Raw genomic sequence first — 16850 nt, forward strand, 5'->3', positions numbered from 1 at the left:
GAACAACAAACAAACCGCGCAAAGAGCAAAGAACTAATTCACCTTCTTCATGACATCTTTCAACATATGGCGAATTTCTTGAAACATTGCTTTCGTATCTGCTTCTCCTAAATCTTCCGGTTTAAACTCTTCCGTAGCAATACTACACGCATACTCCCAAATCTCTAAAATATCATGGGCTTTAATGCGATAGGGCTCATAAAAGGTATTGTCCGAATGCAGTTCATACGTCTCCTCGTCAATGCGATACACACGCTTATACACCATCCCTTCATTTGCCGTCATAATAATATAGGTACGTCCATTGCGGATATAATCCAATTGTTCAATATAACTTCCAATAATAAACGAACCTTCTTGATGGGGAGGCATCGAATCTCCTTCAATTGGAAACGCCCGATATTTTCCTTCTCTCAGAAAAGGCAAGGAAATCTGATCGAGATTCTGAATAAATTCAGGATCAGCATACCCAGATAAATACCCTGCTCTTGCTTTATGGGGAATAATTTCAATAAAATTATTGCCTGTAGGATCCACCATAATAGGCAATAAAATACGGTTATCCTCTAGTTTTAATAAATCTTGCATGGGTACTTTCCTCAAATCAACCGAAATGAGTAAATCCACACTCACGTGAAAATAACGGGAGATTTTCAACAATACTTCCAAAGGAGGTTCTGATGCACCTTCTTCATATTTCGAATAACGAGCACGTGTAATAAGTAACGAATCGGCTACCTTTTGCTGAGACAATTCTTTCTGTGCGCGTAAATACCTGATGTTATCTGATAAGTATGACATTTGCTATTATTTATAGCATCAAATATAACAAAAATTGCTAACATCCGTAGTAAGTTTGTTTAAAATAATTTAGGCTTAGAAAGATGCAACGCGCTATTGTACATTTAGATTTAGACAGCTTTTTTGTTTCGTGTGAGCGATTAACCAATCGGCAACTCACTGGTATTCCTTTGATTATAGGTGGTGGAGATCGCGGGGTGGTGTCGAGTTGCTCCTACGAAGCACGTGCCTTTGGGGTGCGTTCAGCTATGCCCATCCGCATGGCCATGCGGTTGTGTCCTCAAGCCAAAATTATCAAAGGGGATATGGAATTATACAGTAAAATGTCTGCGGAAGTAACCGAGATTATCGCTGAAAAAGCCCCTGTCATGGAAAAAGCGAGTATTGACGAGTTCTATCTCGATTTAACGGGAATGGATCGATTTTACAGCGTCAACCAATGGACATCCGAATTGGTTACGGCCATTCAAAAAGAAACGCATCTTCCGTTGAGTTATGCCTTATCGGTCAATAAAACCGTTTCTAAAATGGGAACGAATGAGGCCAAACCTGCAGGAGTCTTAGTTATTCCAGCGCAAGACGTGCAGCCTTTTCTCAATCCATTGTCTATCCGCAAAATTCCCATGTTGGGACAAGCGACCTATGATTCTCTTGCGCGGTTGGGTATTCGAACGATTGAAACTCTTTCTACTATGCCTTCAGAGATTTTGTTTCAGCTGTTGGGAAAAAATGGTTTAGACCTCTGGCGAAAAGCCAATGGAATTGATTTTACTCCCGTTGAACCCTATCGAGAACGCAAATCCATCTCGGTAGAGCATACATTTTCCCAAGATACGATTGACTTAATCCTCTTGCGAACTACTTTGTTGGGCATGGTGGAGCGATTGGCTTTTCAGCTGCGTACAGAAGGGTGGTTGACCTCTGTGGTATCCATCAAGATTCGCTATACGAATTTCGATACGGAAACCAAGCAATGTAAAATAAACTATACCGCTGCAGATCACGTCCTCAATGCCTATGTGTTGGATTTATTTGACAAACACTACCAACGCCGTATGCGTTTGCGCTTAATTGGCATTAATTTCAGTGGTTTGGTCCGCGGCAATTATCAGATTAATTTATTTGAAGATTCACAAGAAATCATGGCTCTTTATGAAGCCATGGATTACATTAAAAAACAATATGGTCTACAAGCCGTTCACCGTTGTTCTAGTGCTTTACTCAAATCAAAAAAGAAATAACTATGTTGTTAAATTGTCACTCTTACTACAGTTTGCGCTTTGGCACGATTCCCCTAGCGCAATTGGTTGCTACTGCACAGCAACTGCGTATTTCGGCTTTAGCCCTCACCGATATCCACACCTTCTATGGGGTGTACGACTTTATTCGCCTCTGTCAACAAGCGAATATCAAACCGCTTGTTGGGGCTGAATTTCGCTCAAATCAGCAACTACTATACATTGGTATTGCTAAAAATAAGCAAGGCTTTGCTGAAATGAATCAATACCTGACCCAATACAACGAAAATAAACAACCGTTTCCGACAAAAGCCCCTGATTTTACGGATACTTTTGTTATTTATCCGCTAGAAAACTGCCCGCCTACCCTAGCCGATCACGAGTACATTGGTCTGAAAATCAACCAACGCAATTTACTCTATCAGGAGCAATGGAACCAATGGATGCACAAAATGGTCATCCTCCATCCGGTAACCTTACTACAACCCGATGACTATGAATTACACCGCATCCTGCAAGCCATTGATCAAAATACGCTATTGAGTAAATTAGACCCCAGAACTTGTGCTTCTCCTGACGAAGTACTGCTATCTGAAGCGGAATTAGTTCGTCATTTTGAATCTTTTCCGCTTTTACTTGCCAATACTCACAAATTGGTTGAGGAAGCCAACTTCACCTTTGCTTTCAAAAAGAGCAGGAATAAACTTCACTTTACGGATAGTAAAGTCAAGGATATGCAATTGCTCACTACCTTGGCACAAGAAGGGCTCGTACGTCTTTATGGCGACAATCACGAACAAGCGCAACAACGCTTAAAAAAAGAACTAGAAATAATTGAAAAACTGTCATTTGCTAGCTATTTTCTAATTATTTGGGATATTATTACCTATAGCTCCCAGCGCGGTTTTATGCATATTGGGCGTGGTAGCGGCGCTAATAGTTTAGTTGGCTATTGCATCGGTATCACCAATGTTTGTCCACTAGAACTCGATTTGTACTTTGAGCGCTTTTTAAATATCAACCGCAAATCACCACCCGATTTTGATATTGATTGGTCTTGGACAGATCGCGATGCCATTATCGATTACATCTTCGCTACCTATGGAAAAGATCACGTTGCCTTTTGCGGAGCGATGTCTACCTTTAAAACCCGTTCAATCACTAGAGAAATCGGCAAAGTATACGGATTGGCAAAAGCAGAACTCGATCAGCTCAACAATCGGCATATCCCCAACCATTGGGACGAGAATTCCATTGTACAATTGGTTCATCACTATGGTCAAAAGTTAGAGGATTTTCCCAATCAACGTACGATGCATGCCTGTGGAATTATTATTTCAGAGGAACCAATCACACAGTTTACTGCTTTAGATTATCCACCTAAAGGCTATGCTGTGGCTCAATTTGATATGCATATAGCAGAAGATATTGGATTTGAAAAATTTGACATCCTCAGTCAACGCGGTATTGGACACATCAATGAAACGGTAGAATTAATCGAACAAAATCAGCAAATCACCCTGGATATTCGATCCATTCCCCTATCCAAAAATGAGGCTAAATCCAATACGTATTTGCAAGCAGGTAACACCATCGGCTGTTTTTATATTGAAAGCCCAGCCATGCGAAGTTTATTGAGAAAATTAAAGTGTAACAATTATAAAACATTAGTAGCAGCTTCTTCCATTATTAGGCCTGGAGTTGCCCAAAGCGGTATGATGCAAGAATATATTTTTAGACATAACAACCCCAATCAGTTTGAATATTTCCACGATGTATTTAAAGATCAATTGGGAGAAACTTACGGAATCATGGTATACCAAGAGGATGTAATTAAAATTGCCTTGCACTACGGAGGGCTACCTGCCGAAGATGGTGATATTCTCCGTCGTGCAATGAGTGGAAAAAGCCGATCCAAAGAAGGATTACAAGCCGTTCGCCAACGCTTTCTTGCTCTGTGTGAAGAAAAAGGGCATCCCCAGGCGCTTAGTGAAGAGATTTACTGTCAGATTGAGTCTTTTGCGGGTTATTCCTTTTGCAAGGCGCATTCGGCTTCCTACGCTATTGAAAGCTATCAAAGTTTGTACTTAAAGGCCTATTATCCGCTGGAATTTATCGTAGCTGTCATCAACAACCAAGGCGGATTCTATCGCACAGAAGTCTATGTACACGAGGCTAAAATGTCAGGCGCTCGCGTTTTCCCTCCTTGTATCAACCGCAGTAATCAGGGAGCTACATTGAGAAAACGCGATATTTTCTTGGGTTTTCAATTGGTAAAGAACTTAAATACAGCTCTCATTGACACCTTCTTAACTGAACGTCAAACAAACGGGAACTTTACTTCTTTGGCCAACTTTATTCAACGCGTCGAAATCAACCTCGAAGCCTTGGAAACCCTTATTTTTATTGGCGCCTTTCAATTCACTGGACTCCAAAAGAATGAATTGCTCATCCAAGCTAAATTGTTGTACCACAAGAAGAAACCCAAGGCTTCCTTGCAGTTGCTACAAGAACCAATGAAGTCTTTTGCTTTCCCTAAATTGAAGCGAACCGCAGCAGAAGATGCCTTTGACGAACTTGAGTATTTGGGTTTTCCCGTTACGTCAAGTCCCTTCGACTTATTACAGACGTCATTTAGAGGCGAAATCACCACCAAAGACTTCCTCTACCACAACCAGGAGAATACGCGCTTAGTGGGCTATTTAATTGCCTTAAAACCCATCAAAATCAAAAGTGGCGTCATGTATTTTGGTACGTGGATTGACAGCAATGGAGATTATTTCGACAGCGTACACTTTCCACACAGCTTAGCGCACTACCCTTTTCAAGGCAGTGGTTGCTATTTGCTCTTGGGAACCATTCAAATTGACTATGAGGTACCTACCTTACACATGCTAAAAATGGCTAAACTTCCCTATAGGGCGGATCCGAGATATGTGTAAGTATGGCTTTTTTGCTTTTTAAAAATTGGTTGTTTGAGGATACTCCTAACCGTACAGTATTAGGCAAAAAAAAATCCCCTAAATAGGAGATCAAATAAGAAAAAAATGGCAAGCTACCTACATCGCACCGCTACAACCACATACCTTTGCTGCGTTCCCACCCTGGAGGATTCTGCAGGAGCTGGTCGTGTAGGACTTGCCGTTGCAAATATACAACCATTTTATATTTTTCCAAGTGTTTACAACTATTATAATAACTTTTGTATATTGTAATAAAATTAAATCGACCGATGAAAAGACATAACATGCTTATACCCTTAGCCTTATCGTTTGCTATTTTTAGCTGTGCGGAAAAAAATAATTTAGAAAAAAATGTAATTTCTTTAAATACATCCGAATTAAAGCAGGTTTACAACGATAAAGAGGCTATAAAATTAAGCTTAACGCTCGCGCCAAACACCGAGCTAGACTCTGTTGTTTACCATTTAAATGAGATCCGATTAGGTGCTGTAAAGGGAAATGAAGTACTCAACGCACCATTAAAAGGACAAAAATTTGGACAATATACCATCAAAGGAACAGCTTATTTGAATAACGCAAGCAAGGATGTTTCTTCTCACATTGCCATTCTTTCTTCTGTGGCTCCTCAAATGATCAATTATACCATTGTCAATACCCTCCCTCACGATATCAAAGCCTATACGCAAGGATTAGAATTCCACAACGGAATTTTATACGAAAGTACAGGAAATGGAGAAGGATTGGGAACAGGAACTAAAGGAACCTCTAGTGTACGTCAGATCAATCCTAAAACGGGGGAAGTAATCAAAATCAAAGAACTTCCTGCTAGTATCTTTGGAGAAGGCTGTACGATTTTGAACAACAAGCTGTATCAATTGACGTATAAAAACAATGAGGCCTATGTGTACAATCCAGACACCTTCGAACAAATAGCAACAATTCCTTACTTCAAAAAAACAGAAGGTTGGGGCTTGTGTAATGATGGTACCCACCTCTACATGACCGATGGTTCAGAAAAGATTTACAAACTCAACCCTGATACCTTTGAAAAGATAGACGATGTAACGGTAGCCGCTCAACGCGAAATACTTGTAAACATCAATGAATTGGAATGGGTTAATGGCAAAATATACGCCAACTTCTACGGTAAAAGTGGGGTTGCGGTCATTGATCCGACAACTGGATCTGTAGAGGGCGTTATTGATCTTTCTCAACTGTATGACATGGTAGAACACCACCCTGATTTAGATGTACTCAACGGAATCGCTTATAACGCAAAAACAGATACGTTTTTTGTGACTGGAAAAAACTGGAATAAAATGTTTGAAATTAAGCTGAGTAAATAGGTGGAAATGGGTGATGCGTAATGATTACCTTGAGATAAAAATAATTTTCTTTCAATGAAAAACTAAACAGCGATGGCTTCCTATTGAAAGCCATCGCTGTTGTATTTTAGTTGACAGTTAACAATTTACAGTTCTTTCTTTCCGCAGTTTGCATCACCCTCACCTTTCTCTAAATTCCCTTCTCCAATAACCATCTACTCATACAAACTCACTCCATTGACATCAGTCGTCAATACTTCCGACATATAATCAAAAAAAGGTTTCATTCCTTCAAAGGTTTGAATCACGTCGTTTATAAAATTGGGCTGTAGTATTTCTTCATCTGTAAAAGAGCGCATCACTAAAAACTGTTTCTTGCGCAGTAAATCAATAGCAGGGTGTTCTTTATCGAAGCCCTTAGGTGCTGTTTTTAACTCTTCCCCTACTAAGCCTCCGAACAATTGGACAAAAGTAGGATTGCTGATAATTTGGCGTAATTCTGAATCATCTAAGGCAATTTCTTTTCGGATACGCAGTAAGTCATCCTTATTGGGCTCCCAGAATCCTCCTCCCACAAAACTCTTTCCCGGTTCTATATTGAGGTAATAGCCTCCGCGAAGCAAAGGTTTTTTTCGTCCAATATGCAGACCAAAGTAGGTTTTATAAGGTGTCTTATCTTTGGAGAAACGCACATCGCGATACAGCCGATGCACATGGAAAAGCTCTACCTCATCCACCCCTATCATTTGGTCAAACACGGTTTTAAAAAAACCTTTTACCTCCGTAAAAACGGCATCAATTTTAGGTTTGTGTGCCGTAAACCACGGTCTATTATTATTTTTAGCAATCGCCTCTAAAAGGGTCAAATGCTCTTGTTTTACTTGATCCATATCTTTTTTCAACGGTTGATAGACAAATTTACTCTAAAATAGTGGTATATTTTTCAATATACTGTTGACGTTGCTGGTCTGTAATCGACAACCCTTCACGAATATAAACGTCCATTGAACCATACTTTGTTTCAATAGCGGTAAACATAGCCTCTAAATAGTTGGGTTTAATCCAAGTGAAGTTTTCAATTACCTCATAATTTATTTTTGGAAAAAGAACCTTGCCAAACTTAGCCAATTTCATTCTACTCGATACCTCTTGTAATCGTTCGTTATTGGACAATAAATACTCTTCCATAATTGTCTCTCGATCCACCTTGAGGATACTCAATAGAATTGCTCCAATCATACCTGTACGGTCTTTTCCTGCAGAACAATGAAACAAAGTTGCTTGATCCTGATCCAACATACGCAGCACAATTGCTCTAATTTTTTGCGGATTATCTAACACATAAACCCCGTAAAAATCCTCTACCGCTTTGTTGGATTCCTCCACCGTTACACGCCCTTTGATTACTTCTTTTTTTGCTTTACTGAACATGTCTTCTGAATCTTCAAAAGCTTGTTCGTTGTAATATTGCACGGTGGTAGGTAACTGATCAGGATGTTTTTTAATCTCTCGATCGGTTCGCAAATCAATCACTTGAGTAATGCCGTATTGGTCCAACTTTTTAAAATTCTTCTTTTTCAATTTGCCTAAATGTCCACTGCGATAAAAATGTCCCGATTGAATCACCCGCTGCTCTTGGGTGATAATTCCCCCTAATTCACGAACATTGGCTACATTTGGAATTCCCACTCCTTCATTGACATCTAAATACAAGATTCTTTGTTTTTCTTCAGGAGCAGATGCTCTTTCTTCCTCCCTACCATATCGCTGGGTTAGCGTCTCATAATTTGCTGTCGTATCCAATTGAGAAAACGCAATTGGCTGATAGGCGTGTTTATAGGAACAACTACCTAATACCATTGTTCCGCTTATTAAAACAAGAATCGTATATTTTTTCATTCCTTCATTTTTATTAACTATCCTCAAAGTTAAGCATTTCTAAACTATTTCCCCCTGAAACGCGTTTCCATAAAAAAAGCAACGCATTGCTGCATTGCTTTCTTTTATTTCAAATAGAATGAAACTAAATTCCCATAAATTGGAAGGGTTTACTCTCTACTAATTTACTATTTGCTAAACCAAAATACTGTTGTCTCTTCGACACATCTAGTTTTTTCACCTTGTTTTTCTCACCGAAATCCAACGTTTTTAAATCCAACCACAACGGTGATAAGGTCAACGGATCCTCGTAATAGTACACTAAATTCTTTTGATCAGAAACTGCTCTCCATTTTGTTGAAGATAAGTTCGGATATCCTTCAATATGTACGCCATACGGAACCGAACAGTTGCGAATAACACTAAATGCCGCCCCTACAGACACCATCGGATCATCACTTTGATCCACTGCAGTAGCATAGTAAGAAGCACGAGCAAAACGATCTTCAGAGCGTCCAGTTCCAGGTAGTACTTGATTTCCAGGTAAGAAAGCCCAATAATCGCGAATAGCCAATTGTTTATCATAGGTTGGTGAGTTGGTCACCACGGTATAAGAAGGATCGTGATAGACCTTTAATTTCCCGTCGATATATTCTAGAACAGCATTATCTCCTTGGGCATCAGACATAGTTAAATGTACCGTTGCCAACGTTGTTCTTCCAGGTGTATTAGCCGTAACAACCGCAATGGGATTTTTCTGTAAATCTGCCACTGCTTCTGCAACCGTTGCATAGTTATCCAATACGTATTGTGCCCATATCGCTAAACTCATTCCTTTCGCTTTTCCGTTGGGATCGTAATCTGGATATTGGGATTCTACCAACCACAAGATATTAGCGACCAATCCTTTTTCATTCATTCCGTCGGTAGTTGCAATATCAAAAGCAGATACAATCACACTTCCGTATTTTGACTTCCACTTCGCTGATGCTTTTCCTACTTCACCCGTACGTTCCATTCCTCTTGGGAATACCCAGATATTTGGATCGATTTCATCTTTCCAATCCATCGAACGCGCCGTGATAATCGTTTTATTTGGCCCTTTGTACACTACTCGAGTACACGCATAGGCATCTGATGCTACAGGTAGTAAAAAAGCTGCTAAAGCTAAATTAGCCACCCAAATTCTCCATTTTTTCATAGTTTTGAGGATTTATTATATGTTTGTTTCTATTTTAATGCTTGTTTAAATGCGAGCAAAGCTCGTTCTCTCGCCATTTTATGGTCCACCATAGGTGGAAAATAGCTCGACGCTTCATACGCTGGAATCCATTTTTTTATATAGTTGAAATCTCTATCAAACTTCTTTTGTTGTTCAGTCGGATTAAAAACTCGAAAATAAGGCGCTGCATCACAACCACATCCCGCGGCCCATTGCCAGTTTCCGACATTCAGCGCTAAATCATAATCGTTTAATTGTTGTGCGAAATAAGCTTCTCCCCAACGCCAATCGATTAACAAATGCTTGACCAAAAAACTCGCTACAACCATGCGTACTCGATTGTGCATATAGCCCGTTTGATTCAATTCACGCATCCCAGCATCCACTAAAGGATAGCCTGTTTTCCCCTTACACCAGGCCTCAAACTCCTCTTCATTATTGCGCCACTGAATAGTTTCATATTCTGGTTTGAAACACGAACGTGCTGAATGTGGATAATGATAGAGTATAGCCATAAAAAATTCTCGCCAAATCAGCTGACTCAACCAGGTCTCATTATACTGAAGTGCTTGTTGTACACAAGCGCGAATCGATACTGTTCCAAATCGCAGAGCAATTCCCAATCGCGTGGTTGCATCTAAGGCAGGATAATCGCGATGATTGGTATAATTTTGGATTATTGTAGCATCAAATACAGGCTGTTCGATTTTATTTTCTCCGACTACTTCATACCCTAATTCTGCTAAACTCGGCCAAGATTGTTCTTCTTTTTTAGCAACAAAATGAGTAGGTTTTAGCTCAATCGTCCAAGGAAGCAACTGTTCTTTTGTCAATTTACTTCGCCACAATTTTGCATAAGGAGTGTAGACTTTATAAGGGGTATCATCGCTTTTCAACACCTCATTGGCATCAAAAACAACCTGATCCTTATAGGAGTAAAAAGCAATCGATTGACTTGCTAAAAATGCTTCTACCTCTTGATCACGCTTACGTGTAGCTGGTTCATAATCTGCATTGGTATAGACTGCTTGAATACGGTAGTTTTTTGTCAACTGTTTAAAAGCATTTAAAACCGTATCATGTATGCCTATCACTTGACTGTTAAGCCTTGCTAATTCTTGATTAAGCTGTTGTAAAGCTCGATAAAAATACGAGATGCGTCGATCTGTTTTATTGGAGAATTGAAGTAAAATATTGATATCAAAAATAAATACAGGCAACACTTTTTTACCCGACTGTATCGCATGATATAAACCTACATTATCTTGCAAGCGAATATCCCTTCGAAACCAAAAAAGTACTATTTCTTCCATCGTTTACATGCTACTAAAAAGACCCTTTATTCTAGGAGTAAAGGGTCTTTAAAGATAACTTTTTTTATTTAAAAATAACCTATAATACTGAGCCAAGTTGTTCCTAGTACTAAATAAATGGTCAAAAGCAATAGACCAATAATCAAACCATACATCCACCAAGACTTCAATTCTACATAGCCACTTCCAAAAAACACGGGTGCTGGACCATGCCCATAATGGGTTAAAGTTCCGTAGATAGACCCCATATATCCCAAAGTCAAAGCCAAGAGCATCGGAGGCACACCTAGTGACACACCAACTCCTAAAAGCGCAGCATACATCGCTGCTACGTGAGCCGTTGCACTAGCAAAAATATAGTGACTAAAGAAATAAACAATAACAATTAGCGGATATGCATAATGCCAATCAATACCGCCCATCTGTGCTTTAACCAAGTCGCTAAACCAACCGATAAAGCCTAAAGTATTCAAGGAACTAGCCATCATTACCAGTACCGCAAACCACACAATTGTATCCCAAGCACCTTTTTCCGACTTAACATCATCCCAGGTTAAAACCGAAGTTAACAATAGGATTGAAAGTCCAATAAAGGCTGTTGTTGTTGCATCAATAGTGAATAAATCACCTGTAATCCACAAGAAAAGCAAGATAAAAAAGGTCAATAACATCAACTTTTCTGGTAATGTTAATTTCCCCATTTCTCTTAATTTTTCTGCTGCTATCTTCGGAGCATCCCCTGTTTTTTTCAATTCCGGTGGATAGATTTTATACAACACTAAAGGCGTGATAATAAAAGCAACCACTCCCGGTACAAAACCTCCGATTGCCCAATTCATCCAGCTGATATTTATCCCAATATCCGCTGCAAATTTCTGACACATCGGGTTACTTGCTGTTCCCGTTAAGAACATCGCAGAGGTAATTAAGTTTAAATAGTAGCAGTTTAACGTTAAGAACGAACCTACTTTCTTTTTTGTTTCTTCTTTCGTTGGATCCGAACCAAAATTCATCGCCATGGATTTCATAATGGGATAGATAATTCCTCCGCCACGGGCCGTATTACTAGGGATAGCAGGAGCCAAAACTAAATCGGCCAACCCTAATCCGTAGGCTAACCCCAAGGTACTTTTACCGAAAGCACGGATAAACAGATACGCAATACGGTTACCTAATCCCGTTTTAATAAATCCTCGAGCAATAAAAAAGGAGATTCCAATCAACCAAATGACTTTATCTCCAAACCCTTTCAAACTCAAGGCAATAGATTGTCCCGCATTTCCAGGCGCTAATAATTGGAAAAAAGCAGTCAATCCTACAGCAATCATACACATGGTTCCCATGGGAGCAGCCTTGAGGATAATTCCTAAAATGGTACTCACAAAAATAGCGAACAAATGCCAAGCTTCTGGTGTGACGCCCTCTGGAATAGGACAAAACCACAGCAATATTCCTATCGCTACAGTTATACCGAAATTCTTTAATTTTACTTCTTTCATAGAAGGAGTTTTATTTTATTAATTATTGTAGTCTACATTGAAATTGAATAAACGCTAGATTCGAATTGTAAGACTTGGTTTGTTCTATACTTGTTTTGTAATTATCGATTTGCATCCCTACCTGTAAACGCGCTCCATAATTCTTTAAGAATTCTAAACTTACCATGGGCACCCACGTTTGTCTCCCGTTGGAATTGAGGTGGGCACTGCCGTCTAAATATTCATAACGACAGGCAAATTCAATCGTTTGAAGGCGTTTTTTACCCAAAGCATAGCGAACGTTAGGTAAAATATAAAAACTCTTCATCAAATAATCATCGATATTCCCTAGGCGCTGATCGACTGGTTGACTGTAGTACAAGTGATGATTGACCCCTTGTTTAGCCTCCAGCTGAAAATCAATAGACCACCGATCTCCCATGGAGAAAAAAGCGGTTGCCTCTGCCCCAACGGCATATACCGTTTGTCGTTGTACTTCTCCGATTCCTCCACTGACACCTACATTAATTTTATGCTTAGGGTCTACATTAAACAACAAGCGGCTGGAATAGTGCTTGCCATCGTCATTATCTGTTTTATTTTTCCCATTTCCATTGGTCACAGAAACTCCATAACTCATGGGAATAGATCCTAAATCAACACTACCTGTAACAGCAGCTCCGATTTGGAAGCTCGTCCAGCCATTATCACCAAACATATAGTAAGAATTCGAGTAATCGATAGACTTAACCACGTCTACAGGATAAGTTTCCTCCATACCAAACAAAGGTCTAAACTGTCCTACTGTAAATTGTAAATAGCGATTGAGAGTATATTTTGCATAGGCATTTTCCAATACTTTGGTTTTGGGGTCTGATTTAAAATCAGCCAGATTCACCAAGGCTACCACTTCTAAGTTTTCCGTTACTTTTGCATTCATTGATACCCGCATACGCTTAATCTCGAAAGAGTTATTCGTTCCTTCTCCGGCATCGCCATAGTGTAATCCGTTAATGTCCACCCCTCGTTTAAAATTGTCCAAGTAACGGGCTTGAAATACCCCACCTACTTTGAATTGAGGATAGGTTTGCGTGGCATCATTCAAGATAATTTGATCTCCAAATACCTGAATGGTATCCTGCACAACGTCCAGTTCTTGCGCAAAACTGTTTGTTGTAGTTAACAAGCCTATTCCACAAAGAAATAGGCTTTTTATCATCCTCTTATTCATGTTATTTCTTTTTAAACTTGAAGAAACTAGCGCGATTGTACTCATAGTTCATACGAGCAATATTCAAAACCGAAATTCCTTGTGGACATTCGACCTCACAAGCTTCTGTATTTGAACAGTGCCCAAATCCTTCCTCATCCATCTGCATAATCATATGCAAAGCGCGTTCTTTACGCTCTTGTTGCGATTGAGGCAACAGTGCCAATTGTGTGATTTTAGCTGAAGTAAATAAGGCGGCACTACCGTTCTTACACGTAGCTACACAGGCCCCACATCCAATACAAGCAGCAGAGTCAAAAGCCGCTTCTGCGGTTTCATGCGATACGGGGATAGTATTAGCTTCTGGCGCTTGCCCAGTATTTACCGATACATATCCACCAGCTGAAATAATACGGTCAAATGCACTGCGATCTACTTTCAAATCTTTTTTAACTGGAAATCCTGCCGCTTTGAAAGGTTCAATTAAAATTGTTTCTCCATCTTTAAATTCTCTCATGTGCAACTGACAAGTCGTTGTATTTTCTAGCGGTCCATGAGCATTTCCGTTAATCACCACCCCACATTGTCCGCAAATTCCCTCTCTACAATCGTGATCAAATTCAATCGGATCTTCTTTCTTTGAAATTAATTGTTCATTTAGGGTGTCCAACATTTCTAAAAAAGACATATGTGTATTCACATTATCTAGCGCATACTCCACAAGTTTACCTTCAGATTTGCGATCTTTTTGTCTCCAAATTTTAAGATTCAGTTTCATAGCCTCTATTATTTATAACTACGGATAGTTGGTTTTACGTATTCAAATGTTAATTCTTCTTTATTCAAAATAGGTTCTTGATCCAGTGATCCTGGCCATTCCCAAGCAGAAATAAACTGGAATTTCTCATCGTTACGAGCTGCCTCCCCTTCTTCTGTTTGGTATTCTTCCCGAAAATGAGCCCCACAAGATTCATCGCGTGTTAATGCATCATAGCACATTAGTGTTCCAATTTCCAAGTAATCCGCCACGCGCCCTGCTTTTTCTAATTCAGAATTAATGGTTGCATTGGTTCCTGGTACGTTGACATTTTGATAAAACTCGGCTCTCAACTTCTTAATTTCTTCAATCGCAAATTCTAAACCTTCTTTAGTACGCGCTAAACCACAGTAATCATACAGCAATTTACCCAGCTTTTTATGGTAGTAATCCACGGTTTTATCTCCTTTGATTTTCAAAAGGCTTTCCAATTTATCTTTCACCTCTTGCTCTGCTTTTTCAAATTCTGGATGATTCGTCTCAATTTTACCTACTCGAATCTGATCCGCTAAATAATTAGCAATCGTATAAGGTGCAATGAAATACCCATCAACTGAAGCTTGTAATAGAGAGTTTGCTCCTAATCGATTGGCCCCGTGATCCGCGAAATTCGCTTCTCCTAAGGCGAACAATCCTGGAATCGTAGTCATTAACTCATAATCAACCCAAAGTCCACCCATAGAAAAGTGAGCCGCAGGAGAAATCATCATCGGTTCTTTATAGGCATTCGTTCCTGTAATTTTCTCATACATGGTAAACAAGTTGCCGTATTTCTCTGCAATTTTTGCTTGACCTTGTTCCTTAATGGCTTTGGAGAAATCCAAATACACCGCATTTTTTAATGGCCCTACACCATAGCCCGCATCGATACGCTCTTTAGCCGCACGAGAAGAGATATCACGAGGCGCTAAGTTTCCAAAAGCAGGATAGCGTCTCTCTAAGTAGTAGTCGCGTTCTTCCTCTGGAATATCATTAGCCACTCGAGTTTCATTCAAATTTTTAGGCACCCAAATACGTCCATCATTACGCAGTGATTCAGACATTAGTGTCAATTTAGACTGGTAATCCCCAGATTGCGGCAAAGAAGTAGGGTGAATTTGCGTCCAACTTGGCGAAGCAAAATACGCACCTTTTTTATGGGCTCTCCAAATAGCAGATCCATTACACCCCATCGCTAACGTAGATAGATAATATATCTTACCGAATCCACCTGTAGCTAGTACAACGGCATGGGCAGCATGTCTTTCAATTTCACCAGTTTCTAGATTTCGCACAATTACTCCACGAGCTTTTCCGTCGATGATGACTAAATCCAACATCTCATGCGAAGAAAAAAGTTCCACCGTTTTCTTGTTTACCTGGCGCATTAGCGCTTGGTAGGTTCCCAACAACAATTGTTGTCCTGTTTGTCCACGTGCATAGAAGGTTCTGCTGACCTGCACTCCACCAAACGAACGGTTATTCAAATATCCACCATACTCTCGTCCAAATGGAACCCCTTGAGCAACAGCCTGATCGATTAAGTTGACTGAACATTCTGCCAAGCGATATACATTGGCTTCTCTCGCTCTGAAGTCTCCTCCTTTTAACGTATCGACGAACATACGGTAAATACTATCTCCGTCATTTTTATAGTTCTTTGCTGCATTTACTCCTCCTTGTGCCGCAACAGAATGCGCACGACGAGGGGTGTCTTGAAAGCAAAATGATTTTACATTATATCCCATTTCTCCCAAAGAAGCTGCTACAGAACTACCTGCTAATCCAGTTCCAATGACAATAACATCCAGCTTTTTCCTATTAGCTGGATTGACCAAACGAGCATTCTTTTTATAGTTAAACCATTTTTCTTCTAATGGTCCTGCAGGAATTTTTGCATCTAATTTCATAACAACTTGTATTAATGGGTGATATAAATATAAATAGGCATTAAGGCGAAACCAACACATACGATAATTGCATAGGCAATTCCGAATACATTAATCCATCGAACGTACTTCGGATGGAATAACCCGAGCGTTCTCACTCCACTGGTAATACCGTGAATCAAGTGATAAGCTAAAGCAATCATGGCTATCACGTAAATCACAACTAACCACAGCTCTTGAAAGGCAGTAACCACAACGGTATATAAATCTTTATTGCCGTTTGCATCAAGTCCAATGGTACCAAACTTGTAGACGTACCAAAAGTTTTGAAAATGAAGTACGAGGAAAATCAAGATAATAACCCCTAATACACCCATATTTCGGCTGTACCACTTACTAGCTCTCCCTCTGTTGTCGCGTTTATAGGTACCACCGGCCTTTTGGTTTTTTGAGGTAATGATTAGCGCGTAAATGGCATGCCCTAAAATGGACAAATAAAGCACGTAAGACACGGCTTTAACCAATGGATTCCCTGTTAAAAAATGGGAATAAGCATTAAAACTTTGCTGTGCATGTTCAGGTTCCAGAAACAACTGTGTATTACCTAAAAAGTGAATAAGTAAAAAGAAACACAGAAACAATCCAGTTCCCGCCATTACAATCTTTCTTGAGAGTGTATTCATCCTATTTTTGTTTTTATTAATTAATTCTTAATTCCTACAATAACCATTCGTATT

At 39.6% G+C, this 16850-nt stretch carries 13 protein-coding genes and 1 other RNA gene; 3 read left to right on the forward strand and 11 right to left on the reverse strand.

Going from position 1 to position 16850, the window contains the following annotated elements; translation table 11 throughout:
* Positions 1-33: 33 nt before the first annotated feature.
* Positions 34-801: an XRE family transcriptional regulator gene (locus ACLJX0_RS07465; RefSeq protein WP_410879539.1), complete on the reverse strand. Its 768-nt coding sequence runs from the start codon at positions 799-801 to the stop codon at positions 34-36.
* Between the two features lie 83 nt (positions 802-884).
* Here ACLJX0_RS07465 and dinB point away from each other — a divergent pair, with 83 nt between their 5' ends.
* Both dinB and ACLJX0_RS07475 read left to right on the forward strand, forming a co-directional pair.
* Positions 885-2042 (forward strand): DNA polymerase IV, encoded by a 1158-nt coding sequence (dinB, locus tag ACLJX0_RS07470; protein WP_410879541.1) that lies wholly within the window; start codon positions 885-887, stop codon positions 2040-2042.
* Between the two features lie 2 nt (positions 2043-2044).
* Entirely contained in the window at positions 2045-4981 is a 2937-nt protein-coding gene (locus ACLJX0_RS07475; protein ID WP_410879542.1) for a DNA polymerase III subunit alpha, read from the forward strand.
* A 103-nt stretch (positions 4982-5084) separates the two neighbouring features.
* On the opposite strand, the gene ffs is transcribed toward ACLJX0_RS07475, so the two are convergent.
* Positions 5085-5183: signal recognition particle sRNA small type (gene ffs / locus ACLJX0_RS07480), an RNA gene on the reverse strand.
* A gap of 88 nt (positions 5184-5271) precedes the next feature.
* Between ffs and ACLJX0_RS07485 the strand changes: the two genes are divergently transcribed.
* Positions 5272-6348 carry a glutaminyl-peptide cyclotransferase gene (locus tag ACLJX0_RS07485; RefSeq protein WP_410879544.1) on the forward strand — a complete coding sequence of 359 codons (1077 nt, stop codon included), beginning with the start codon at positions 5272-5274 and terminating at the stop codon, positions 6346-6348.
* Between the two features lie 194 nt (positions 6349-6542).
* On the opposite strand, the gene ACLJX0_RS07490 is transcribed toward ACLJX0_RS07485, so the two are convergent.
* The 9 genes from ACLJX0_RS07490 to ACLJX0_RS07530 all read right to left on the reverse strand — a co-directional run bounded on the left by ACLJX0_RS07490 (position 6543) and on the right by ACLJX0_RS07530 (position 16796).
* On the reverse strand, positions 6543-7217 hold the full coding sequence (locus ACLJX0_RS07490; RefSeq protein WP_410879546.1) for a DUF2461 domain-containing protein: 675 nt from the start codon (positions 7215-7217) through the stop codon (positions 6543-6545).
* Positions 7218-7245: 28 nt separating this feature from the next.
* Complete coding sequence (locus tag ACLJX0_RS07495; protein ID WP_410879548.1) at positions 7246-8226, reverse strand: tyrosine-protein phosphatase; 981 nt, start codon at positions 8224-8226, stop codon at positions 7246-7248.
* 124 nt (positions 8227-8350) lie between these two features.
* The gene (locus ACLJX0_RS07500) at positions 8351-9406 is read right to left on the reverse strand and encodes a linear amide C-N hydrolase (protein WP_410879550.1); all 1056 of its coding nucleotides are present in this window, start codon (positions 9404-9406) and stop codon (positions 8351-8353) included.
* Between the two features lie 29 nt (positions 9407-9435).
* The gene (locus ACLJX0_RS07505; RefSeq protein WP_410879552.1) at positions 9436-10740 is read right to left on the reverse strand and encodes a cryptochrome/photolyase family protein; all 1305 of its coding nucleotides are present in this window, start codon (positions 10738-10740) and stop codon (positions 9436-9438) included.
* 68 nt (positions 10741-10808) lie between these two features.
* Positions 10809-12239 carry an anion permease gene (locus ACLJX0_RS07510; RefSeq protein ID WP_410879554.1) on the reverse strand — a complete coding sequence of 477 codons (1431 nt, stop codon included), beginning with the start codon at positions 12237-12239 and terminating at the stop codon, positions 10809-10811.
* Positions 12240-12261: 22 nt separating this feature from the next.
* Entirely contained in the window at positions 12262-13494 is a 1233-nt protein-coding gene (locus ACLJX0_RS07515) for a porin (protein ID WP_410879556.1), read from the reverse strand.
* Positions 13451-14206: a succinate dehydrogenase/fumarate reductase iron-sulfur subunit gene (locus ACLJX0_RS07520; protein WP_410879558.1), complete on the reverse strand. Its 756-nt coding sequence runs from the start codon at positions 14204-14206 to the stop codon at positions 13451-13453. The genes ACLJX0_RS07515 and ACLJX0_RS07520 overlap by 44 nt, the downstream gene beginning before the upstream one ends.
* Positions 14207-14214: 8 nt before the next feature.
* Positions 14215-16134 carry a fumarate reductase/succinate dehydrogenase flavoprotein subunit gene (locus tag ACLJX0_RS07525; RefSeq protein WP_410879560.1) on the reverse strand — a complete coding sequence of 640 codons (1920 nt, stop codon included), beginning with the start codon at positions 16132-16134 and terminating at the stop codon, positions 14215-14217.
* An 11-nt stretch (positions 16135-16145) separates the two neighbouring features.
* Complete coding sequence (locus ACLJX0_RS07530; RefSeq protein WP_410879562.1) at positions 16146-16796, reverse strand: succinate dehydrogenase cytochrome b subunit; 651 nt, start codon at positions 16794-16796, stop codon at positions 16146-16148.
* Positions 16797-16850 lie beyond the last annotated feature (54 nt).

It is taken from the genome of Myroides sp. DW712, assembly GCF_046557355.1.
Lineage (GTDB): Bacteria > Bacteroidota > Bacteroidia > Flavobacteriales > Flavobacteriaceae > Flavobacterium.